Genomic DNA, 22,922 nt, shown 5'->3' on the forward strand with positions numbered 1-22,922 from the left:
CTCCCCGGCCCGTCCGTCCTCAGGCGCGCAGCGCGGCGGCGCCTTCTGCGAGGCGCTGGATGCGGGGCCAGTCCCGGGTGGCGAGCGCACCGCTCGGCAGCATCCAAGTGCCGCCCACGCAGCCGACGTTGGGCAGCGCCAGATAGCCCGGCGCCCGTGCCTCGTCGATGCCGCCCGTCGGGCAGAAGCGCGCTTGGGGGAGCGGTGAGGCGAGGGACTTGAGGTAGGGGATGCCCCCGGCTGCCTCGGCCGGGAAGAACTTCATCTCCGTCACGCCGCGCTCCAGCAGGGCGATCGCCTCCGAAGCGGTGGACACACCCGGCAGCACGGGCACCCCGCAGCCGAGCATCGCCTCCAGCAGCCGCGGGGTCCAGCCGGGGCTGACGAGGAAGCGGGCACCCGCCTCCACGGCCTCCTCCGCCTGGGCGGGCTCGAGCACGGTGCCCGCACCCACGACCGCTTCCGGAACCTCCGAGGAGATCGCCCGGATCGCCTCGCCGGCGGCCGGTGTCCGCAGCGTCACCTCGACGACGGGGAGGCCGCCCGCGACGAGCGCACGGGCGAGAGGCACCGCGTCGGCCGCGTCGTCGAGGACGACCACGGGGATGACGGGCGCCAGGCCGAGCAGCGAGTCGGAGGGTGAAGGCGACGCGGAGGCAGCGGAAGCGGAAGGGGGAGCCATGCGCGAATCCTCCCCTCGGCCGACCGTGCTGCGCAATCGGCGTTGCGAGGACTGCAACTGCGGTGAACTGCCCCGTGCGTGCCGTTCCTAGAGTTCGGTGACCACCACGTCCAGCGCCCGCGGCTTTCCCGGCTTCTGCCCGGGCCCCGGCTCCTCCACCACGTAGCCCAGTCCGCGCAGTGCCTCGACGAGCGCGGCGGGAGTGCGCGGTGCCGTGCCCTCCTCCAGCAGGGCGCGCACGATCCGGCCCTTCGTCGCCTTGTTGAAGTGGCTGACCACGGTCCGCTTCTCCACGCCGTCGACGACGGTCGACTGCAACACCCTTACGGTGACGGTGCGTTCGGCCAGCGCGCCCTTGGGCTTCCACATCTGTGCGTACGCCGTCGAACGCAGGTCGAGCACGGGGCCGGTGCCGGCCGCCTCCGGGAGTACCGCCGCCAGCGGCTCCCTCCAGTGGGTGCTCAGCGGGCCCAGCCCTGGCAGCCGTACGCCGCCCGGGCAGCGGTACGAGGGAATGCGGTCCCTGATCCCGAGCGCACCCCACAGTCCCGAGAGGACCAGGAGCGACTTCGCCGCGCGCCGCTTGGCGGCGGGACCGAGCGTGGCCAGGTCCAGCGAGTCATAGAGGACACCGGTGTAGATCTCGCCGGCGGGCCGGGCGGGTGCCGTGCGCAGCCGCGCGTTACGGGCGACCTCGCCGCGCAGCCCCTCGCTCAGGCCCAGCACGTCGCGGGCCTTCTCCTCGTCGGCCGAGCAGAGCCCGATGAGCTCCTCCAGCACCGCCTCGCGTGCCGGTGCCAGCCCCGGCAGCGACAGTCCGTCCGGGTCGAAGGGGCGTCCCTTGCCTCCGTCGGCCTTTCCTTCGGACGGCGGCAGCAGCACGAGCACGGCGGTTCTCCTCGGCGGTACGAGTCGGTGACTGACGCCGAGCAGCGTATGGGGTGTGAGGGGGCGGGGGCACGCGGGCCCTGCCCGTCCCTGCCCGGCGGGGCCCGGCGCCTCCGCGAAGCGGAACGTGCGCCCTGCCCTGACCTCCGTTGGCGGACTTCCGGGAGCGGGGTGCAGCCTTGAAAGGGAACCGCGGCAGCGGGGAGGAGCAGGGGTGAGCTGACAGATCCGGAACGGTACGGATGGCGTCGGTCCGGCCTCCCTGGTCCGGGCTCCCTGTGCGCGTCGGCGGCCGAAGGAGGCTCAGTCATGGCCAGGGCAACCGACCGGGCACAGATGCTCGGCGGGCTCATCTCCGCCAGCCATCTGAGCACCTTGACGCAGGTGCCCGGTGTCGTGAGCGAGCAGGCCCGGCGTTACGGCTGGCCGGAGGTGCTGCTGTACGTCTCCGACATCCAGCAGACCGTCCTCACCCTCATGACGGGTGAGGGGATGGACGGCGGCAGCATGACCGGCGATCTTCCCGCCGAGCTGCAGATCGACGGCACGGCGCCGGGACGGGCCTTCCAGCTAGGCGAGATCCTTCCCACATCCGCGAGCGGAGGCCAGTGGTGGGTGCCGGTGCTCAACGGCACCGAACGGATCGGGCTGATGCGGATCACGACGTCCGACGCGGACGAGGGCTTCATGGAGGACATGCGGGATCTGGCCGGTCTCGTCGCCCTGCTGGTGGTCACGAAACGCGGCACCAGCGACGCCTACGCCCGTCTGGTGCGGCGGCGGCGCATGAACGTCGCCGCGGAGATGGAATGGCGCCTGATGCCGCCGCGTACGTTCGCGACGGACCGGGTCGTCGTCAGCGCGCTCATGGAGCCCGCGTACGAGGTCAGCGGCGACGCCTTCGACTACGCCTTCTCCAGCGACGTCGCGCACCTGTGCATCATCGACGCCATGGGCCACGACACCGCCGCCGGCCTCACCGCGAACCTCGCGGTCGCCGCCTGCCGCAACCACCGGCGGCAGGGAAGCGACCTGCTGGAAACGGCGAACGGGATGGAGAAGGCCCTCGTCGACCAGTTCGAGGACAGCAGCTACGCCACGGGCGTGCTCGCCGACCTCGACCTGGGCACCGGGCTGCTGACGTGGATCAGCCGGGGCCACTATCCGCCGGTCGTCATCCGCGGCGGCCGCTTCGCGGTGCCCCTCGAGTGCCCGCCGGCGCCGCCGATGGGCACCGGCCTGGGCATCAACCCGTCCCTCTGCCGCGAGCAGCTGGAGCCCGGCGACCGGCTGCTGCTGTACACGGACGGCATCACCGAGGCACGCAACCCGGACGGCGAGGAGTTCGGGCTCGACCGCTTCACCGACTTCCTCATCAGGCACCACGCCGACGGTCTGCCCGTCCCGGAAACGCTGCGCCGCCTCGTCCGCCACCACCTCGACTACCACCGCGGACGGCTGAGCGACGACGCCACGGTGCTCGTCCTGGAGTGGCACGGCCCCCGCCCGTACCCGCCCGGACAGGCCGAGGCACTGGTGGGCCTGCCCGCGGGGAGCGCGCCGGCGCGGCTGGACCGTCCGTCGCGCTGAGGACGGGCCGCATGGCAGCGGCCGGTCAGAGATTGATGACGACCAGGGCGATGTCGTCGGGGGCGCCGTGGCTGACCCCCAGCCCGGCCAGCACGTTGTCCGCGATCCGCTCGGCGTCGAGCCCGCCACAGGAGGCGAGGGCAATCGTCAGGCGGTCGATGCCCTGGTCGATGTCCTCGTCGCGGCGCTCCACCAGTCCGTCGGTGTAGAGGATCAGGGAGTCACCTGGAACGTAGGGGGCGATCGCCTCGGGCCGGGGGAGGACCTCCGGGCGGGAGGCCAGTGGCGGGTCCGTGGCCCGGTCCAGCAACTCGCAGGCGCCGTCGGGGTGCAGCAGCACGGCCGGAAGGTGCCCGGCGCTGCTGTAGGTGATCATCTGCTCGTCGGTGTCGACCCTGACCTTGAGGGCCGTCGCGGACTGCGCGCCCTCGACGGAGCCCGCGTAGAGGTCCAGGATCTGCAGGGCCCTGGCGGGCCTGTCGGTCGCGCGCATGGCGGCGCTGAGGGCGCTGCGCAGCATCCCCATGATCCCGGCGGCCTCCAGGCCGTGGCCGACGACGTCGCCGACCGCGGCGGTGAGTCCGGTCCCTGACACGTCGGTGACGTCGTACCAGTCCCCGCACACGTTCAGCGTCCCGACCGCGGGCAGGTAGCGGACGGCGACGCCGGGACGTGGAAGGTCCGGGGAGTAGAGCATCGCCTCCTGCAGGGTGAGAGCGACCCGGCTCTCCCTGGCGTGTGCGCGCCGCAGCTCCTCGTTGACCTTCTGAAGCTCCTGGGCCCGCGCGTAGAGCTCCGTCTCCGCGCTGCGGAACCGCTCGTCGCTCGCCTCGTCCGTGGAGGGCAGGCGGCCGCGGTCCCTGATGAAGCCCGTCACGTCCTCGACGCGGTGGATGATGCGCACCACGGAGCCGTCGGGGCCGAAGACGGGGGTGTTGATCGGCGACCACCAGCGTTCCTCGAACTCGCCGGGGTGGCTGACGACGGGGATGTCGTACTTCTGCAGCGCCATCGTGTCGACCCTGCGCAGATCGAGGACCCGGTGCAGCGAAGCGGCCAGGTTCTCCACGCCGTGCGACCACGGGTCATCAGGGTTGGCCGGAAAGGCGTCGAAGATGTACTGCCCCACGAGGTCGTCGTGCGACCGGCCAGTGGCCCGCAGATACGCCCGGTTGGCGTCCACGATGATCAGCCGCTGGTCGAGGACCAGATACGGGCTGGGTGTGGCCGCGAACAGCGCGGCGTAGTCGATCTCCGATCTCTCCACGGCTCCTGCCAACCCCCGTGTCGGCTGTTGCTCCGAATCTATGGACGGACCCGGCTCTTCGCGCGCCGGGCGCCGCCGTCCGCGCGTCTCCGCAGTACACACGGGCAGCGGCATGACGGACCCGGCCCGTGGGCAGCAATCAACCGATCGGGAAGAAACCGGGCGAAAACCGATGACCAGCCGCGCGGCCCCGGGACACCGTCCGGAGTGCCGCGGCGACTGTTCCCCGTCGGCGGTACCGACCGCGTGCCATCGGCCGTGCCGGCCGTGTACGGCTCTGTGCTGCCGGACGGCTTCGCCCTTGCTCCGCCCCCACCCGAGCTCGTCCCGTACAAGTTCACAGGAGCCACATGCTGAGGACCGGCATAGCAGTCGGCGCCGCACTGGTCGTGACGTGTGCTTTCGGCGTGACCCCCGCCCACGCCGCACGGATCACCCTCGCGGGCACCGGCTTTCAGGTCGCCGCGAGGCTCGGGGTGACCTCGGTCAGCCCTTCACGCCCCTACACGGTCACGTTCGCCTCGGCGGAGCTGCGGAAGCGCTACCTCCCCCATCTCACGGCCGCGGTCGCGCAGATGAGGGCGGCCGGGGTGAAGGTGACCATCGGCGGAGTGGAGCACGTCGACCCGGCGGTGTGCCCGCCGTGGGGCCACATCCAGTACACGCAGACGTACCGGCCCATGGGCCGCGGCGGCTACAGCCGCGGCATGCCCTGCCCGGCGCCGGAGAAGGGCGTCTCGGCCGGCGGCGTGGTGACCATGGACAGCGAGTATTTCGACGGCACCTGGGTCATAGCCCCACATCAGCTGCGCAACACCTTCGTGCACGAGATGCTGCACACCTTCGGCCTCGGCCATCCGAACCGCGACCTGGACGGCGACGGCGCCGTCGAGTTCTACGAGTGCGCCACCGACCCGCACGGCACGAGGCCGGTGATGTGCTCACCCAACGGCGGTCACGGGACGGCGCGTTCGGCGGGGAGGCTCACGGCCTTCGACATCGCCGGGCTGAAGGCCCTCCTCGCCAACTCACGGCAGGGCGACACGGGTTGAGCGGGGTGCCGCGGGGAGGCGGCGGGTGTTCAGGGGCGGAGCTCGCCTTCCAGCAGGCCCATGGTGAACATGTCGTACCAGTGGCCGTCGCGCCGGAAGACCTGGCGGAGCCTGCCCTCCTCGGTGAACCCCACCTTTCGGTAGACACGGTGGGCGGCGTGGTTCTCGGTGACGACCGTCAGCGAGATCTTGTGCAGCCGCATCTTCTCGAAGCCGTAGCGGCACATGGCCCGCATCGCGTCGGTGGCGTAGCCTCGGCCCCAGTGCTCCTTCTCCCCGATGTAGATGTCGAGTTCGGCACAGCCCGTCTCCGGCTCGGCGTCGCGCAGGCGCACCAGACCGATGAGCGCCGCCCGGGCGAGGACCTCGATCCCGTACAGGACCTCGCCGTAGGCATTGCGCGGTCTCTCCTCCAGGCGCTTCCTGACGTCGGCGAGCGACTGCGCGTAGCCCTCGTCCATCCAGCGCATCACCTCCGGGTCGCGGTGCCAGCGCCACACGACCTCGGCCTCGGACGGCTCCAACGGCCGCAGTTCCACCAGGTCCCCGGACACCATCGCCGTCCCGCCCCCCAGTACTCGTTCGACGTCTCCGCGAACTCGCAAGCCAAGCACCTGCGTTGTCGTCCCTCAATCGAATATCGGGCGCCTCGGTGGCCGCCCGGGTGCCGGGCGACGTCCGGGAGGGGCGGGGTCAGCTGGAGCGGCGGCTGCCGAAGCGCAGGGTACGGCAGGCGAGTTGGACCACGAGGCGGTGGTCGGGGAGCGCGAGGTTCACATCGAGGAGGCTCTCGACGCGTGCGATCCGCTCCGCGACGGTGTTGCGGTGGACCCCCAGATACGCGGCCGTCGACGACGCCGACGACTCGTGTTCGAGGTACGCCTCGACGGTCCGGATCAGTTCCGTCTCGCCGCGGTCCGAGAGCGGCTTGAGGATCTGCCGTGCGTAGGTCTGGAACGACTCCAGGCTGTACCAGTCGGCGAGCAGCTGCTGGAGGTCCAGCTCGTCGATGTGCGCGACGCGCATGCCTCGTGCCCCCGCGCCGGCCAGCAGGCACGCCTGCCGGGCTTCGGTGAGGGTCCTCGCCAGGCCCTCCGGGCCTTCACGGGGACGCCCCACGCCCGCTGTCAGCGGCGCCTCGTCGGACAGTGAACCCAGCGCGGCACGAAGCTGCTTGACCATGTCGCCGGACGCGGCATGGGCCGGCTCGCGTTCCGAGGTGACCCAGAACGCCCAGCCCTCGCCGCGCTCGACGAGGTGCCCGTTGAGGCCCTGTTCGGACAGCGCGGCGTTGAGGAGGTCGGCGGTCCGCCGCCGCCAGTTCGGGGCGGGACGCAGCGAGCGCAGATGCACGCCCGTGTGCCAACCGTGCACCTGCCAGCCGAGTTTCAGGCCGCCCTCCGCCACCTCGCGGTTGGGGTTGTTCGGCTTCTTCAGCAACTCGGAGAGCAGATCGCGGCGTTCGCTGAGCTCGCGTTCCCCCTCGATGCGGCGCCGGGCCACCCAGCCGGTGATCGCGGACGCGGCGAGTGTCGAGGCCTGTTCGGCCGTCGTCGTCCACGTCCGCGGCCCCGGCGGGAGCTGCACGGCGAGCCATACGTCCGGCCCCGACTGGACGTCGAGGGTGACGGGGACGAGCACCAGGTCGCCGTCGCGGCTGTCCTCGGCCGCGGGCACCGTGTGCGGCGAGGGGTCGGCGAGGGTGCCCTCGGGAAGCGCCAGCGTCGCCCCGGAGAGCACCGTGCCCACCGGGTCGATCAGGCTCGCCCGGCCGCTCAGCATGCGCGAGAGGGTGTCCAGGACGGGACCCGGTTCCGAGTGGCGGTGGCGCAGCTGCCGGCCGAGCTGGCTGAGCACGTCCGCCCGCACCAACTCCGGTGCGTGGACGACACGGTCGAGCTGCCGCGCGAGCTGAAGAGGGTCCTTGAAGGTGGCGACGAGGAGCGGCATCCCCAGCTTGTCGGCCAGCCGCGTGGCCGATCCGACCAGGTGCGGGCCCTTCGTCACGACGAACCCCACCGCGCCCGCCGCCCGGACGGCGCTGAGCATCATGTCCAGGACGACGAGCTCCGTGTCGCCCGGTGCCGCGATGACGAGCGCACCGGCCGTCACCGATTCCGCACTGGCCAGGGTCGAGACGACCTCGATCGAGCACACCTCGTGGTCGAGGCCCGCCTTTCCGGCGGCGAGGTGTGCACCCACCAGCCCTTCCAGCCCGCACAGCATGCGGACCGTGACCGGCTGCCAGGGCGTCGTCATCCGGGCGCTCCCTCCAGCGGTACGTACTCCATGTCGTAGCCGAACGACCGCGGTCCGAGCAGTTCCAGTCCGGCCGGGCTACGCCACTGAGGCTGGCACGGTATCCCCAGCACCTCGACCCACAGGCCGTAGCGCACCCGCTCAGCCGTCAGACAGGTACCCGTCTCCTGTTCCAGAACGCAAATGAGGTCCGGTACGCAGGCGACGATGCGTCCGTCCTCGAGCGCGACGAGGTACTCGTTCTGCATCTCGATGCGCAGTGCGCGGTCGCGCTGTTCGGTGTGCTCGATGACGACGGTGCCCGTCGGGAACTGTCCGAAGTGCCGCCGCGGCACCTCGACGATCTTGCCTTCGAAGAGAGTTCGAGCGCCGTAGCGCGCCGCGAGCGCCTCCCGGTCGCGTTCTTCCAGCAGGCGTCCCATCTCCAGCGCCATGGAGTAGGTGCCGACCAGCATGCCGTTGTCTATCTCGTCCATGCGCAGCGGCCGCCAGGCCATGCCGGCCCAGCCGCCCATCGCTGGCATCGACAGCCGGATCACCGACTCCGCGTCGGCGCTGTTCACCCCGTCCACAAGGAGGTTGGAGCCCTTGTCGGCGGTGAACGCGGCCGGGGTCAGGTCGATCCCTGCCAGCGTCAGAGTGGTCTGGCTGAGCTTGGTCACGCCGCGCCCGGTGCCGTCGGCGTCGACGAGCGGGAGGCCGAGTTGCGCGGCCGCGATGACGGGGACCACCGCCATGATGCCGGTCATCGCCACGCCGACCACCGCCTGCGCCGTGACGCCGGTGTGTCCTTCGACGCCACGTATCGCGCGGGCTATCTCGCTGCCCTCGTACGGCTTTTCGTGCATGACCGTGCCGGAGCCTACGAAGCCGACGGGCACCGCCAGGCTCTCGGGCGGCAGTTCGACAGGTTTGACGACCTCGACGGGACCGTGCTCGCGCAACGCCCGGCGGAGGATGGGCTCCACGAGTTCCGTGCCCGTGCCGCCCCCGCCGCCTGCGCCGAGCAGCATGGCGGCCTTGCTGAGAGCCGGTACGTCGTCAAGTGTGATCTGCCACATGCCTCCCATTGTGGTGGTGCTCACCAAAAGGAATCAGTCAATGACTGAAATGACATATGCCTAGGGAAGGGGCGCGGCGGGACGGTAGTCCTCGTCGACGCCGAAGGCCCGCGGCCCGAAGGTGGCCAGCGCCTCGGGGGTGCACAGCCGGTCCGGCGCGGAGATCACGAACACCCGCACGCGCTGCCCGAACGACAGCCCCTCGGTGGTGATCGGTTCCCCCGAGTCCGCGTGCAGCACGGTGACGAGATCGGGCACGACAGCCACCGTCCGGCCGCCGACCCGGGCCACCAAGTTCTCGTTCTGGAAGACGAGTTCGCACATCGCCTCCGCGCCGTCCGCGGAGGCGTTGTCCGCAGCCGTGCTGTCCGTAGCCGTGCGATCCGCGACCGCGCGGTCCGGCGCGACCACGGCGCGACCGCGGGCGAAGCCGTCGGCCGTGCGGCGTTCCACGTCGACGACCTTGCCCGAGAAGACGACCCTCCCGTGCCGGTACACCGTGTGCGGCAGCGCCTCCTGGAGCGCGGAGAAGGGGTCGCTGTGTCTCTCCTGGGCCTCCCGCACCGCCCGTCCCAGCCGTACGGCCGTGCTCACGGTGCGCGGCACTGCCGTACGGCGGACGTCTCGGCCGCTCATGGGGTAGATCGCGATCGAGGCCGAGGCGCCCATGCTGACGGCGAGCGCGCGGGCCAGCGACTCCAGCCGCCGGTTGTCGGACCCGGTCTCGACGACGGCCACGCTGCCGTGCTCGTCGGCCATCGCCATGGGCGAGCCCGGCAGGCCGCAGGCGCCGAACGTCGTCATCGACAACTCGGGGAAGGCGCGGCCCATGCCGTCGGCGTCGACGACGGGCAGCGCGAGCTGCGCTGCCGCCAGCAGCGGGACCATCGAGTTCATGCCGCCGCACTCGGCGGGCATCGTGGCGGTGACCGGGCGGCCCAGGCGCTGCTCCAACGCGCGTAGAGCGAGGGCCGCTTCCGTGCCGTTCGGGAGCTTCTCCACGAGGACGGTCGGCGCTCCCAGCATGGCCGTCGTGACGACGAGGCTGTCCTCGCCGAGCTCGTCCGGGTCGAGGAAACGGACGCTCCCCGCGCCCGACTTCAGGGCATCGGCGGCCAGCGACTCCCCGAGATACGGGTCGCCCCCGCCTCCCGCGCCGAGCAGTGCGGATCCGCGGGCGAGGTCGGGCAGGTCGGTGAGCTGGAGGTCCCAGGCCATCAACGGACCCCGCGCCCGTGCGCGACCGGGGACGGCGCGGAGGTGCTCTGCGCCAGGTCGCCGACCGCCTTCACGCGGATCCGCGTCGCGTTGCCCGGCAGGTACGCGAGGGGGATCTCCTCCACCTCGACGATCTCGACCGTGCCCGGGCTGGCGCCGGCGATCAGGGCCCGGTCGGTGGCCTCCTGCTTGGCGGTGTCCAGCGCCGCGTCGCGCTGACCGGACTGGATCGCGAAGATGCGGTCGACGTCGCCGCTGATCTGGGCGATGGCGGCACCGACCGCGTTGGCCACGGCGAACTGTTCGGGCCGCAGCACCGAGGACGCCAGCGGAAGCTCCTCGGGCAGCAGCACGCTGCCGCCTCCGACCAGGACGACGGGGACGAGCGCTCTGCTGGTGCGCATCCGGTCGATCGTCCCGGTGATCCGGTCCGTCACGTAGTCCAGTCCCGCGCTCACCAGGTCACGGTCCAGGGAGGCCACGCGTTCCGGGTCGCCGATCCGCGTGAGGCCGGCGGCGACGACGAGGTCCGTGGCGGTGAGGGTCTCGCCCCCGAACACGAGGGCCTCGTCCTGCAGGCGGTAACCGACGCTCTCCGGCCCGACCTTGACGTCCGCGCCCTCGTGCCGCACGAGGCTGCCTCCGCCGACGCCGAAGGAGAGCACGTCGGGCATGCGGAAGTTGGTGCGGATGCCGCCCACGCTCACCTCGGCGCTCGCCTCCCGCGGGAAGCCGCGGTGCAGCATGCCGACGTCCGTCGTGGTGCCCCCGACGTCGACGACCGCGCAGTCGTCGACCCCGGACAGATATGCCGCACCACGCATCGAGTTGGTCGGCCCGGACGCGAACGTCATCACCGGATACTGGCGGGCGTAGTCGACGCCCATGAGCGTGCCGTCGTTCTGGCTGAGGTACAGCGGCGCATGCAGGCCTATGGTCCGCAGCGTCGCCACCATGCCGTCGCAGATGCGCTCCGCGAGTTCGCCGAGCGCGGCGTTGATGACGGTGGCGTTCTCCCGTTCCAGCAGGCCGGTGCGGCCGACTTCGTGGGAGAGGCTCACCCGCAGCCCCGGCAGCCGCTCGGCGAGGATCTCTGCCGCCCGTAGCTCGAACTCGGAGTTGACGAGTGAGAAGACCGAGGTGATGGCGACCGAACGGACCTCGTTGACGGCGAGTTCGTCGGCGATCCGGTGCAGTTCGCCGGGGTCGAGTTCGGAGATGACGCGCCCGTCGTACTCGTGCCCGCCGTGGCACAGATACGTGTGGCCGCCGATGGCGCTCACCAGGTTGTCCGGCCAGCCCACCAGCGGCGGCAGCGACTGAGTGGCCGGCAGGCCGAGACGGATGGCGGCGGTCGGTGCCAGGTCACGCGCCTCGACGATCGCATTGATGAAATGGGTCGTGCCGAGCATCACGCCGGTCAGGGCCGCCGGGTCGAAGTCCCGCTGCTCCCGCAGGCGTTGCACCGCCCGCACGATTCCGTCCGTCACGTCGGGAGTCGTGGTGACCTTCGCATCGGCCAGCACGGAGTCGCCGTCCATCAGCACGGCGTCCGTGTTCGTTCCGCCGACGTCGATACCGATCCGCATGTGGTGAGAACTCCTCGGTCAATGCCGTGCCGTGATGGGGACGAACGGGAACGCCACGGTACGGGCGAAGTTCATGGCGTCCAAGCGGCCCGATGACGATTCCGGCCAGGTGCGCCCGTCATGGCTCCGGGGCCCGTGCCGACGGTGGCGGCGAGGAGAACGTCCGGCGACGGACAGGGCGGCACATCGGAACATCCGGAAAGAAGTCCGGAGTCCCGGCCGAATCGGGGACCGTCGGAAAGCATCGCGCACGGACCTTCCGGAAGAATGCATTCCGGCGGGGATGCTCCGTACCGGAACCGGTGCGGGACAGAAATCTCCCTGGTCCAAAGAAACCTTGCTCCGCTCCTTGTGCGATGTCCGATTTCGGATATCGCAGGCGTCGGTTCGGCGCGGTGCGCGTCAACCATCGAATTCTAGGTGTGGCACCGGTCCGGAACAGTGGGCAATGTGCCGGGTCCGCCTCGCCCGCCCGTGCAGAGTGCACAGTGCGAACCCTGGTGAGGGGCCTCCCAGCAGCGACGGAGCGGCAGGGAAGGCCGTGCAAGGTGCAGCCTCGCGCGCGCGGCGTGTGCAGTGTGACCACTTCCTCACAGCGTCGAATGTGCTTACGGTTGGGCATTGGCAGTAACACATACCGCCGTAACGAAAGCCACGGAGCACGCCCATGGCAACTGGCCGTCCCCCCACGGACGTTGCACAGGGAGATGACACGACCGAGTCCGCTCGCCATCGGCGCACAGCCACGGCTTTGACCGAGCCGCGGCCTTTTTCCGTGTCCCGCACGGTGCCCCGTCCCGAGGACAAGCTGATCGAACTGGTGGAATTCCTGGCGCCCATTCCTGAAGCGGTCCCCGTCGCCCGCCGTCATGTGGCGGAAGTGCTGAGGGGATGGGGCCTGGGCGCGCTGACAGAGACGGCCGTCTTACTCACGTGCGAACTGGTCGCCAATGCCGTCAAGCACGGGAGCTCGGCGCCCGCACCTCTGACCGGCCGCGCCCGGCAGCAGATCGTGCTGACAGTGCGCCACCGCGGCGGGCTGTTCATCGAGGTCTGGGATCCCGGGGCGAAGGGCCTGCACCCTCAGGTACGCAATGCTGCCCCTCACGACGAGGTCGGGCGCGGGCTCCACATGGTCGACACCCTGAGTCGCGCCTGGGGCCACTACTCGCCCGCGTACGGCGGCAGAACCGTCTGGTGCGAACTCGCACTCCCGGCAGGCACCGAGGGGGAACGGGCATCTGCCCGCTGAGCTGACCGCGGCCGCGGGGGGGTCGCGGTCGGGAGTCGGACATCTGCTCGCTCAGCGCTGTCGCCCTGAACGGCCAACAGGTGCCGGCACCTGGCAGGGCATCCTCAGGGGTGCCCTGCCATCATGAGCGTGCTGGTTGACTGCCCGGCGAACCCGGAGGTGGCGGACGGTGAGCAGCACGGAGACCGATCCGGCGGAGATTCTCTGCTCACCGGGCGGCGGCGCGCCCGCGCACGTGGAGGTGCTCACCGCACGGGACGTGCCGCTGGGCGGGCCGAGGGCGATGACGGTGCGGCGCACCCTGCCCCAGCGGGCCCGGACACTGATCGGCGCCTGGTGCTTCGCCGACCATTACGGGCCCGACGACGTCGCCGGAACGGGCGGAATGGACGTCGCCCCGCACCCTCACACGGGTCTGCAGACGGTGAGCTGGCTCTTCAGCGGCGAGATCGAACACCGGGACAGCCTCGGTACGCGCGCGCTCGTGCGCCCCGGCGAGCTGAACCTGATGACGGGCGGCCACGGCATCAGCCACTCGGAGGTCTCCACCGCCCGGACCACGGTGCTGCACGGCGTGCAGCTATGGGTGGCCCTTCCCGGCGAGCACCGGCACGCGGACCGCGACTTCCGGCACCACGTGCCGCAGCCCGTTCGGCTGGACGGCGGCGAGGCCAGGGTCTTCCTCGGCTCCCTCGCGGGCAGCGTCTCGCCCGTCCCCGTCTTCAGCCCCCTGCTGGGTGCCGAAGTGACTCTGGCTCCGGGCGCGTTGACCTCCCTCGCTGTCGATCCCGGCTACGAGCACGGACTTCTCGTGGACCGCGGCGACGTACGGACGGCCGGGACGGTGCTGCGCCCGCACGAACTCGGCTACCTGGCGCCCGGAAACGCGACGCTGACGCTGGAGAACACCTCGGACGACGCGGCCCGCCTGATCCTGCTAGGCGGCCCGCCGTTCGAGGAGGAGATCGTGATGTGGTGGAACTTCGTCGCCCGCAGCCACGAGGAGATCCTCCGGGCCCGCGAGGCGTGGGAGAACGCCTCCGACCGGTTCGGCGACGTCGAGGGTTATCCGGGGGAGCGGCTGCCGGCTCCCGCCGTACCGAACACCGTCCTCAGGCCGCGCCGGAACCCCTGCCGCCGCGCTTGAACCGCCGGCGTACCGGCCGGACGGGAAAGGACCGCCGCCCGGAGCCGGGACCGCTCGGCCGCCTCACCGGACGGGACACGACGCTCAGTCGTTCTTCGTACCGGGGCCGGGGCCGAAGGTGGTCAGGAAGCGGTCGCGGAAGCTGTCCATCCGCCAGACCGGGGCCTTCTTGCCGGGCTTCAGGCCCTCGTCCCAGCCCCAGCCGGACATCCGTTCCATGACCTTCGGATCGTGGGCCACGATCGAGATCGGCACGTCACGGCTGACGTGGTTGCCCACGACGACCGGCACGGGCTGGTGGTCGCCCAGGAACACCAGCACGGTGTCCTTGCCGCCGTACCTCGCCACGTAGTCGGTGAGGTTGCGTATCGAGTACTCGATGGAACGCCGGTACTCGGTGCGCACCTGTCGTGGGTCCTTCCACACGTCCTTGGGGTCCTTGCCCGCCCTCTTCTGCGCGTGGAAGAGCGAGCCGTCGCCGAGTTGGTCCCAGCCGACCGTCGAGGGCAGTGGCGCCCAGGGGTTGTGGCTGGTGGCGAGGATGGCCGTCGTCATCAGCGGCCTGCGGTCCTTCTTGCCGTGCTCCAGGCGCTCGAAGGCCCGCAGAGTGAACTGGTCGGGTACGGGCGACCAGCTGAACATCGGGCCCCTGTACCCCATTTCGCGGGAGTCGTAGATCTTGTCGAAGTGGTAGAACTGCCCCTCCGGCCAGGACCGCCGGACACCGGGCATCATGCCGACCGTCCGCCACGCCTTGGAGCGCTGGAAGGCGCCGGTGAGGGTGAAGCGGTCGCTGGCGGTGGCGGTGCGGTAGCGCTGGTTGTTGTCGATCCACAGCCCCGACATGAGCGTGGAGTGGGCCAGCCAGCTGCCGGCGCCCGTCGTCGGTGAGGTGAGCCAGCCGCTCCGGGAGGAGAACCCCGCCTCGCGCAGCCGGCCGGTCTGGTTCTCGAGCACCGCGCCGACGCGGGGCGCCATTCTCGGGTCCTGGACGGCGCCCCGCCCGTAGCTCTCGACGAAGGCGAAGATGACGTCCTTGCCCCGCAGTCCGTTCAGCAGCTTGCCGGGCGGGGTGCCGCGGAAGTCGTCGACCGCGGCCTGTTGCGAGAACTCCCGCCCGTCGTTCAGCCCCTTCCTCAGCAGCATCACACGCTCCTGCACCTGCCTGGAGGTGGCCTTGGCGGCGAACGGTATGCCCTCGACGAGCTGAAGGCCGAGCGTCGAGACGGTGATCCAGGCGACCCCCAGCATGAGGGTGGTGCGGGTCGCCAAGGTGCTGTGGCGGAGCACGATGCCGCTCAGCCTGCGCACCGCCAGAGTCACGAGAACGACCAGGAGGAGAGCCAGGATCACGATGCCGGCGACCGCGACGGCCGCACCGGTCCGGCCCAGCGTCGAGCTGAGGAACTCCTCGGCGTCGTCGAACAGGATCCAGTCGAGCACCGGGTCGAAGGGCCGGTCGAGGACCGAGTAGAAGCCCATGTCGAGGAACTTCACGAGGGTCAGCAGGCCGAGGACCGCCCCGGCGGTCAGCGAGACCGCGCGGCCCGCCTTCGGCGGCAGGAGGATCAGTACGGCGGCGAGGTATATCGCTTCCACAGGCAGGCGGACGAACGAGCCGGGGGCGACGCGGTCCAGCGAGTTCGGCACGAGGAGGGCGAAGAGCACGAGAAGGGCGGCCAGACCGGTTGTCACTCGCGGCACGCTCCGCGCGAGGAGCGGGTACCTGGCCCGGCATCTGTCCCGGTACTCGGCCCGGATCGCGGCCAGTCGCCGGACTCCTGCCATGACTCTCCCGCGCGCGGCGGTGCCGTCACTCGCCGCGGCCTCGCGATCGGCGGCCGCGTCGTCCCGGGGGAGGTCGTCCGCCGTGGCCGACGTATCCGTTTCCGGCTTCTGACGGGAGCTTGAGAAGAGCGACACCCCGGAGGTCCTTCCGCGCGAAACCCGGTGCCGGCGCGGTGGACCGGGCCGGAGGGACCGGGGAACGCCGCAGGCCGTACTGCACGCGGGGACCCGGCGGGATCTTCCGGGCTGCCCCGCGCGGGCAGCGTATGGCGGCGGCGCACGCGGGTCGGCGGGTTGTCCAAGCGTTCAGACGCCGTTTCCACCGGTACGAAGGCTCCGTCAACTGCCAGGACACTCGCGGCAGTCGATGACCTCGCATGATGCCGGACCGGCGGGGTCGCCCGATCGGGCAGTCGCGGTGCCCGGCTCCGGTTCCTCGTCGTGCAGACGCCACGCCAGTACGCCTGCGGGCAGCCAGAGCATCAGGTGGAGGAGGAAGGGCAAGGCGATCGCGCCATGGCCGCCGCGCGACGAGCGCGAATCGCCAACTGCCCAGTCGCAGAAGCCACTTGCCAGGAGGACCCCGCTGGTAGCCTGCGCCGCTGTGCCCCTCCTGTCCGCCTCGCACCGACCAGCTGGGCCCACGGGGGCGCGGAACCGACCGCCCGCACCCCTCCAACCCGAGGAAGTCTCATGACCGGCAATGGACGTTTCGCCTCCCTCTCACCCGCGACCGGGGAAGAGCTCGCCGACTATCCGGTGCACGGCCCCGCGGACGTGGATGCAGCGGTCGACGACGCGCGTGAGGCGGCCAGGGGCTGGGCGAGGGCGGGCTGGAAGGGACGCAGGGCGGCCCTCCTCGCCTTCAAGCGCGCGCTGGCCACGCGTACGGGTGAGATCGCCGAGGTCGTCGCCGCCGAGACCGGCAAGACGGATCACGACGCGCGCAGCGAGGTGCTTCTCGCCGTCATCCATCTCGACTGGGCGGCCCGTCACGCCCGTCGCGTGCTGGGCCGCCGCCGGGTCTCTTCGGGGATGCTGTCCGCGCATCAGCGGGCGCTGCTGGCGTACCGGCCATTGGGCGTCGTCGGGGTGATCGGCCCGTGGAACTACCCCGTTCACACCCCCATGGGCTCGATCGGCTACGCCCTCGCGGCGGGCAACGGCGTGGTCTTCAAACCGTCCGAACTCACGCCGGGCACAGGCGTTCTGCTCTCGCGGGTCTGGAGCGAGACGCTGCCGGAGCACGCGAATCTGCTGTGCACCGTCACCGGTCAGGGCTCCACCGGGGAGGCGCTGGCGCGCTCCGGCGTGGACAAGGTGGCCTTCACCGGGTCGCCCGGTACGGCGCGCAAGGTCGCCGCCGCCTGCGCGGAGTCCCTGACCCCGCTGGTGGCCGAAGGCGGCGGGAAGGACGCGGTGCTGGTGGGCGGCGACCTGGACGACGCGGGTCTGGACAGGGCGGCGGAGGCCATCGTGTGGGGCGCGCTGTCGAACGCGGGGCAGACCTGCGCGGGCGTCGAGCGGGTGTACGCGGTCGCGTCCGTGCACGAGGCGCTGTGCGAGCGCATCGTGCGGAGGGCGCGGCACGTCGTGACCGGGCCGGCGGAGTTGCAGCCCACCGGGAACGGGACCGGAAACGGGTCAGGGGATGGGTCAGGGGACGGGACCGCGGACGTCGATGCGGGCGGCAATGACGGCGTCCACTACGGTCCGCTGACCCTCCCCTCGCAGCTGGGGATCGTCGAGCGCCACCTGAAGGAGGCGCTCGGGGCGGGCGCCCGCGTGCTGCTCGGCGGGCCGGATTCGGTGCGTGCACCGTACGTCCACCCGGTCGTGCTGGCGGACGTGCCTGAGGACTCGCCCCTCATGCAGGAGGAGACCTTCGGTCCCCTCGTCGCGGTCAACTCCGTGCGCGACCTGGACGAGGCCGTCGAGCTCGCCAACGCCTCCCGGTACGCGCTCGGCGCCGCGGTCTTCACCGGCTCCCGCCGCTCCGGGGAGGCGGCAGCGGAGAAGCTGCGCGCCGGCGTCGTGTCGGTGGGGTCCGTGCTCGGCTTCGCCGCGATCCCGTCGCTGCCCTTCGGAGGCTCGGGCGAGTCCGGATACGGGCGGGTGCACGGCGAGGAGGGGCTGCGCACCTTCGCGGCGCCGCACGCGATCACGGTACGGCGCTTCGCGCCACTGGCGGATCTGACGTCGTACGCCACCCCGCGAGCGAAGGCCTCCCGCATGGTGGAGCTGGCCCGCCGTCTCCACACACGCATGTGACGGCGGCGCCCCACGGGGATGCCTCACGGCCGGTCCCGCCGTCGCACGGAGGGGTAGGGAACGGCTTCCCATGCCCGTCCGCCAACTCGGCGGCGGCGCCGGTCAGTCCGTGAGATCGACCCTGACCGTCAGCAGATGCGTGCCGAGCGCCCGCACCGCCGCGCTGTTGAAACGCCGCAGTGTCCGCAGCCGTGCACGGGCGTCGTCGTGCGGGACGAGATGAGCCGTGCCGCTGTGCCACCGTCCCCTGATGCGGACGCGCACGTGCGGGTCCGCCTTGATGTTCCGCACGTACTGGGACTTCTCTCCGTACTCCGAGACGAACCAGAACTCCCGGCCGACGCGGCGCCCGCCGATGGGCGTCCGCCGGGGCAGTCCGGAACTCCGGCCGGTGGTCTCCAGAAGATCCTGGGTCGGCAGACGGACGGTCAGCGGGTTGACGATCCTTCGCTGGAACGACGTGACGACCCGGTGCTTGATCTCGTTGTGGCGTGCCATGTGTCGCTCCCGTCTGCCGTCGTTCTTCTCTGACCTCGGATCCGGGCCATCAGGGGTACGCCGTGCGATCGTACGGTCGGCGTCGCGGGCACCTCGGCGGCCCACGGCCCTGTCCCGCTTGTTTCGAGAGACATCTCACGTGCCGTCAGGTCGAGCCGCGAGATCTTGCTCAGGCTGTGCCGCCGGAACTCGACGACTCCAGGCCGGTCTGGTGGGCCAGTGCGATGACGGCCTGGTCGAACATCTCGTCCGGTGCCTCGACCACACGCTGGAAGTGGCCGAACACCTCGAAGCTGATGAGTCCGAAGAGCTGCGCCCAGGCGGTGACGACCCAGGGCAGTACCTCCTCCGGGACGGCGCGGTCCGAACTCTGCGTGAGCTCAAGGACGTCGGAGTTCAGCACCGTGGCGGGAGGCACCGCCTGGGCGGGCACCTTCAGGGAGCCGGCAGCCAGGGCGGACCCGGCCAGCGACAACAGCACAAGTGCCACTCGGGAGGCCGGCTTCACGGTCTCCTGGGGCGCACGGTAGTCGGGGACGGGTGCGCCGTAGATCAGCGTGTACTCGTGCGGGTGACCGAGCGCCCAGCGGCGGACGGCCCGGCACACGGCCAGCCACTCCTGCACGGGATCGGTGCTGCCGCTGTCCTTGAACGCCGTCTCCGCGGCTTCGCCCACCGCTTCGAACGCGTCGATGATGAGCGCCGTGAGCAGGTCGTCCCGGCTGGGGAAGTAGCGATAGAGGGCCGACGGAACCATGCCCAGCTCACGTGCGACGGCGCGTAGCGAGAGTCTGGCGGCTCCATCGGCGGCGAGCTGCTGCCGTGCCTGGGCCTTGATGGCGCCGGCGACCTCCGCGCGGGCGCGCTCTCTTGCTCCCTTGATGGCTCCCATGTGAGCAGTCTTTCACAAGTCAGTGAACAGTGGCCCAGTACGAGAGCAACACACTTGTTTTGGATCAGTGTTCACGGCACAGTAGTCCGTGACCACATTGAGACTCTGACTCGCTTTCAGGTCGGGTGCCCGCAGCGTGGCGGACAACCCGCACCTCGTACCCGCCATGTGCAGGCTCCGACCCGCCTGCCGCGCGGTGATCCGCTCTCGGGGGCTGAGCACCTCGGGCAGGGGGAGTCCCGCAGATACCGACCCCGAACCGTCCTGGCCCGGCAGAGGCCGCCGGGTGCCGGAGGCGGAGTGAGAAAGGAGGCCTGTGATGATCACCACCGGGTCACGCCGGGAGCGATCAGACGAACCGTCGCGGTTCGTGTGGGCCTTCGCGCGACCGATCCGGCGCTGCGCCCCAGGCGCCGGCGCCCTGAGGAAAAGACGCTCACCGAAGCGCAATTCGCCGGTGCATTCCCGGCTCGGCCCGGTCGGAAGCAGACGCGAAGCCGACCGCGTCGCGAAGCGTTGAAGACGCTTCAATTCCCGGGGGAGTGGCAGACCGCCCCGTACCGTCCGACCAACGGACAAATGAACGCCGGAACTTACTCGCCGTCTGTTTCTTCGCCTCATGTGCAAGCAGCACATGCTCGGCATCCGACAGGCGGCGTCGGGTCCGGCCGTACGCGTATGCCTGAATCTGGAAGGTGCATCTACTCGATGCAGAATTCATCTGTCGATCACTCGGACCGTTCGGTAGTTGACAGGACCCTCAAGATCTTCGGATGCTTCAATGTCAGAAATACCGCGCTCACCGTAAGTGAAATAAGTCGTAGCTCCGGACTGCCCGTGGCGACCACCTACCGGCTCGTGTCGAAGCTGCTGTCCTGGGGGGCGCTGGAACGCGCAGCGGGCAACAAATACAGCATCGGTCTGCGCCTTTGGGAGGTGGCCTCGCTCGCTCCTCGGCACTCGATGTCCCGCACCGCCGCCCTGCCGCACATGCTCGAACTGCAGAAAGAAACCAATTCGTCGGTCTTCCTTTCGGCACGGGAGGAAGGCGACGGAATCTGGCTGGAGAGCTTCTGGGGCGACGGAGTTCCCTACGACGGCTCGTGCATCGTGGGGAACCGGTTCCCGCTGTACGCGTCGGCGTCCGGGCAAGTCCTGCTGGCCCACGCCGACCCGGCGGTTCAAGGTGAGCTCTACTCACGCGGCACACGGGCCGTGACGGGGCGTACGGTCGCCGGCTCGCTGCCCCTCCGCAAGCTCGTCAACGACGTGAAGCGACGAGGGTACGCCGTGGATGACTGCGAGCCGTGCGACGACCTGTCGGGCGTCGCAGCTCCCATTCACGGTGGTTGCGGAAGCGTCGTCGCCTGCGTCGCTCTGTGCGGCTCGTCAGCGGACGGGTCGCCGCATCAGCGCGTGAAGCCACTGCTGGCAACGGCCAGGCGCATCTCCCGAGAACTCGCCAAGCTGCAAGGAGCGAGGCCCCCTTCGCAGCGTCGCGGCTTGGACCACAGGGGGAGTTGAGAGCCATGGCAGAAGAGCGACGCAGGTTCGAGCCGCAGTTCCGTGAGCGTGCTGTACGGATCGGGCGTCACCGGCCGCATGCCCGCAGCGCAGCCGCCGACCGCTGACCCCATCCGTGCCCGCATCGCATCCCATGCGGTCCACAGCCGCATTTCCCTTCTCGATACGCGAAGTTGGAGTCATCCCGTGAACTCGATCAACCGTACGGTGGTCATCACCGGCCTTGGAGCGACCACTCCGCTGGGCGGCGACACCGCAACCACGTGGCAGGCGCTGCTCGACGGGCGCTCCGGCGTCCGGCTGCTGGATCATGAGTGGGCCGAGGACACCCCTGTTCGCATCGCCGCCGAGGTCGCGGTGGAGCCGGCCGAGCGCATACCTCGGCCCGAGGCGCGCAGGCTCGACCGGAGCGCACAGTTCGCCCTGGTCGCGGGGCGCGAGGCGTGGGCCGACGCCGGATTCACCGGCCCGGCGGGCGCGGAGTCCCCCGCGGACCCCGATCGGCTCGGCGTCGTCATCGGCTCCGCCGTCGGCGGAATGGCCTCCGTGCTTCAGCAGTACGAGGTCCTCAGGGAACAGGGGGCCCGCCAGGTGTCCCCTCACACCATGCCGATGCTGCTGCCCAACATGCCGTCGGCCAACGTCGGTCTGGACGTCAACGCCCGTGCCGGCGTGCACAGCACGGCCAGTGCCTGCGCCTCCGGCGCCGAGGCCATCGGCTACGGCATCGACATGATCCGCACCGGCCGCGCCGACATCGTCATCGCGGGCGGGTCGGACGCGGCCGTCTGCTCCCTCAACATGGCCTCGTTCAGCAACATGAAGGCCATCTCCAAGCGCAACGACGATCCCGCCGCGGCGTCCCGCCCGTACGACACCGCCCGCGACGGCTTCGTCATGGCCGAGGGCGCGGGCGTCGTCGTACTGGAGTCCGCCGAACACGCCGAGCGGCGCGGCGCACGCGTCTACGCGGAGGCGGTCGGCCAGGGTCTGTCCGCCGACAGTCACCACGTCGCCCAGCCCGAGCCGACGGGCCGTGGAATCGCCGCCGCCCTGCAGCACTTGCTGGACTCCAACGACCTCAAGCCCACCGAGATCATGCACGTCAACACGCACGCCACCGCGACGCCCCTGGGCGACGTCGCCGAAATCAAGGCCATGCGGGACGTTTTCGGTGTCGACGTCGACCACTTCGCCGTGTCCGCCACGAAGTCCATGACCGGACACATGCTGGGCGGCGCGGGCGGCCTCGAGACCGTGGCCGCCGTCCTCGCGCTGTACCACCGCGTCGCGCCGCCCACGATCAACCTCGACAACCTCGACCCCGACGTCAACGCCGACATCGTCCGCGGCGAGCCTCGCCCCTTGCCTGTCGGACGCATCGCCGCACTGAACAACTCCTTCGGCTTCGGCGGCCACAACGTCGTGGTGGGTCTGCGCACGCTCTGAGCCCGGCCCCGCCCGGCCCGCGCTGCCGCGGTCGACGCAGGAGCAGTTCGCGCAGCCGGAGCGGGAGCCGACCAGGAGCTCAGCCGCGCACGGCTGGGCGGACGGCTCCGGACGCCTGTCCCGGGTCAGGACCGAGCTCGAACGTTCAGGAGACCGACGGGCTCCGCCAGGAGAACTGACCATTCACACGGCACCACACGACGAGTTCAAGTTCAGCAGCGGGCAGTTCGTGCTTGCTGCGGCAACAGATGTGAGTTGTTGGGCGCTGCCTCATGGCCTTCACGAGTTAATTCTCAGTAACTTCGAAGACTGCTTTTCACTGGTTGGGAAAGCGACTTGTTCGGCCCGCGGTCCTCGGGCCACGCTTCAGATGTCGGTGCCAGGAAGACGGAACCTGCCGATCGCGACCACATCTCGGAAGAAGAGATCCGTCTTCGCCACCGGGCGACGGGGAGGCGATTTCACGGCCGCCCTGACTTCTGGCACCGAGCCACT

At 70.6% G+C, this 22,922-nt stretch carries 18 protein-coding genes; 7 read left to right on the top strand and 11 right to left on the bottom strand.

Annotated features, from left to right (window positions below):
- Nucleotides 1-19 precede the first annotated feature (19 nt).
- Complete coding sequence (eda, locus tag G4Z16_RS24875) at nt 20-682, bottom strand: bifunctional 4-hydroxy-2-oxoglutarate aldolase/2-dehydro-3-deoxy-phosphogluconate aldolase (RefSeq protein WP_197352879.1); 663 nt, start codon at nt 680-682, stop codon at nt 20-22.
- 87 nt (nt 683-769) lie between these two features.
- On the bottom strand, nt 770-1,570 hold the full coding sequence (gene yaaA / locus G4Z16_RS24880) for a peroxide stress protein YaaA (protein WP_197352880.1): 801 nt from the start codon (nt 1,568-1,570) through the stop codon (nt 770-772).
- Between the two features lie 309 nt (nt 1,571-1,879).
- On the opposite strand from yaaA, the gene G4Z16_RS24885 reads away from it, so the two are divergent.
- On the top strand, nt 1,880-3,160 hold the full coding sequence (locus G4Z16_RS24885) for a PP2C family protein-serine/threonine phosphatase (RefSeq protein WP_246531048.1): 1,281 nt from the start codon (nt 1,880-1,882) through the stop codon (nt 3,158-3,160).
- Between the two features lie 25 nt (nt 3,161-3,185).
- Here G4Z16_RS24885 and G4Z16_RS24890 read toward each other — a convergent pair whose 3' ends face one another.
- Entirely contained in the window at nt 3,186-4,427 is a 1,242-nt protein-coding gene (locus tag G4Z16_RS24890) for a PP2C family protein-serine/threonine phosphatase (RefSeq protein WP_246531049.1), read from the bottom strand.
- A 350-nt stretch (nt 4,428-4,777) separates the two neighbouring features.
- Here G4Z16_RS24890 and G4Z16_RS24895 point away from each other — a divergent pair, with 350 nt between their 5' ends.
- A complete protein-coding gene (locus G4Z16_RS24895; protein WP_197352882.1) occupies nt 4,778-5,479 on the top strand; it encodes a zinc metalloprotease in 702 nt (233 codons plus the stop codon).
- Between the two features lie 29 nt (nt 5,480-5,508).
- Here G4Z16_RS24895 and G4Z16_RS24900 read toward each other — a convergent pair whose 3' ends face one another.
- The 5 genes from G4Z16_RS24900 to G4Z16_RS24920 all read right to left on the bottom strand — a co-directional run bounded on the left by G4Z16_RS24900 (nt 5,509) and on the right by G4Z16_RS24920 (nt 11,606).
- On the bottom strand, nt 5,509-6,084 hold the full coding sequence (locus G4Z16_RS24900; RefSeq protein WP_246531050.1) for a GNAT family N-acetyltransferase: 576 nt from the start codon (nt 6,082-6,084) through the stop codon (nt 5,509-5,511).
- Nucleotides 6,085-6,172: 88 nt separating this feature from the next.
- Nucleotides 6,173-7,738 carry a helix-turn-helix domain-containing protein gene (locus G4Z16_RS24905; protein ID WP_197352883.1) on the bottom strand — a complete coding sequence of 522 codons (1,566 nt, stop codon included), beginning with the start codon at nt 7,736-7,738 and terminating at the stop codon, nt 6,173-6,175.
- Nucleotides 7,735-8,823, bottom strand: a complete 1,089-nt coding sequence (locus tag G4Z16_RS24910) for an S-methyl thiohydantoin desulfurase family protein (protein WP_197352884.1) — start codon at nt 8,821-8,823, stop codon at nt 7,735-7,737. Before G4Z16_RS24910 ends, G4Z16_RS24905 begins: the two co-directional genes overlap by 4 nt.
- Before the next feature lie 36 nt (nt 8,824-8,859).
- Entirely contained in the window at nt 8,860-10,017 is a 1,158-nt protein-coding gene (locus G4Z16_RS24915) for an S-methyl thiohydantoin desulfurase family protein (RefSeq protein ID WP_197352885.1), read from the bottom strand.
- The gene (locus tag G4Z16_RS24920) at nt 10,017-11,606 is read right to left on the bottom strand and encodes a hydantoinase/oxoprolinase N-terminal domain-containing protein (protein ID WP_197352886.1); all 1,590 of its coding nucleotides are present in this window, start codon (nt 11,604-11,606) and stop codon (nt 10,017-10,019) included. The genes G4Z16_RS24915 and G4Z16_RS24920 overlap by 1 nt, the downstream gene beginning before the upstream one ends.
- 775 nt (nt 11,607-12,381) lie before the next feature.
- Here G4Z16_RS24920 and G4Z16_RS24925 point away from each other — a divergent pair.
- Together G4Z16_RS24925 and G4Z16_RS24930 are read left to right on the top strand one after the other, a co-directional pair.
- Complete coding sequence (locus G4Z16_RS24925; RefSeq protein WP_197352887.1) at nt 12,382-12,858, top strand: ATP-binding protein; 477 nt, start codon at nt 12,382-12,384, stop codon at nt 12,856-12,858.
- Nucleotides 12,859-13,027: 169 nt separating this feature from the next.
- Nucleotides 13,028-14,005 carry a pirin family protein gene (locus G4Z16_RS24930; protein WP_197352888.1) on the top strand — a complete coding sequence of 326 codons (978 nt, stop codon included), beginning with the start codon at nt 13,028-13,030 and terminating at the stop codon, nt 14,003-14,005.
- Between the two features lie 84 nt (nt 14,006-14,089).
- Here G4Z16_RS24930 and G4Z16_RS24935 read toward each other — a convergent pair whose 3' ends face one another.
- Nucleotides 14,090-15,700 carry an alkaline phosphatase family protein gene (locus G4Z16_RS24935; RefSeq protein ID WP_246531051.1) on the bottom strand — a complete coding sequence of 537 codons (1,611 nt, stop codon included), beginning with the start codon at nt 15,698-15,700 and terminating at the stop codon, nt 14,090-14,092.
- Nucleotides 15,701-16,486: 786 nt separating this feature from the next.
- Here G4Z16_RS24935 and G4Z16_RS24940 point away from each other — a divergent pair.
- The gene (locus G4Z16_RS24940; protein ID WP_197352890.1) at nt 16,487-18,064 is read left to right on the top strand and encodes an aldehyde dehydrogenase family protein; all 1,578 of its coding nucleotides are present in this window, start codon (nt 16,487-16,489) and stop codon (nt 18,062-18,064) included.
- A 102-nt stretch (nt 18,065-18,166) separates the two neighbouring features.
- On the opposite strand, the gene G4Z16_RS24945 is transcribed toward G4Z16_RS24940, so the two are convergent.
- Together G4Z16_RS24945 and G4Z16_RS24950 are read right to left on the bottom strand one after the other, a co-directional pair.
- A complete protein-coding gene (locus G4Z16_RS24945) occupies nt 18,167-18,562 on the bottom strand; it encodes a nitroreductase/quinone reductase family protein (RefSeq protein WP_197352891.1) in 396 nt (131 codons plus the stop codon).
- 169 nt (nt 18,563-18,731) lie between these two features.
- Nucleotides 18,732-19,454: a TetR/AcrR family transcriptional regulator gene (locus G4Z16_RS24950; RefSeq protein WP_197352892.1), complete on the bottom strand. Its 723-nt coding sequence runs from the start codon at nt 19,452-19,454 to the stop codon at nt 18,732-18,734.
- Nucleotides 19,455-20,162: 708 nt separating this feature from the next.
- Between G4Z16_RS24950 and G4Z16_RS24955 the strand changes: the two genes are divergently transcribed.
- Entirely contained in the window at nt 20,163-20,978 is an 816-nt protein-coding gene (locus G4Z16_RS24955) for an IclR family transcriptional regulator (RefSeq protein WP_197352893.1), read from the top strand.
- A 186-nt stretch (nt 20,979-21,164) separates the two neighbouring features.
- The gene (locus G4Z16_RS24960; protein WP_197352894.1) at nt 21,165-22,427 is read left to right on the top strand and encodes a beta-ketoacyl-[acyl-carrier-protein] synthase family protein; all 1,263 of its coding nucleotides are present in this window, start codon (nt 21,165-21,167) and stop codon (nt 22,425-22,427) included.
- Nucleotides 22,428-22,922 lie beyond the last annotated feature (495 nt).

Origin of the sequence: Streptomyces bathyalis, assembly GCF_015910445.1 — a bacterium.
Lineage (GTDB): Bacteria > Actinomycetota > Actinomycetes > Streptomycetales > Streptomycetaceae > Streptomyces > Streptomyces bathyalis.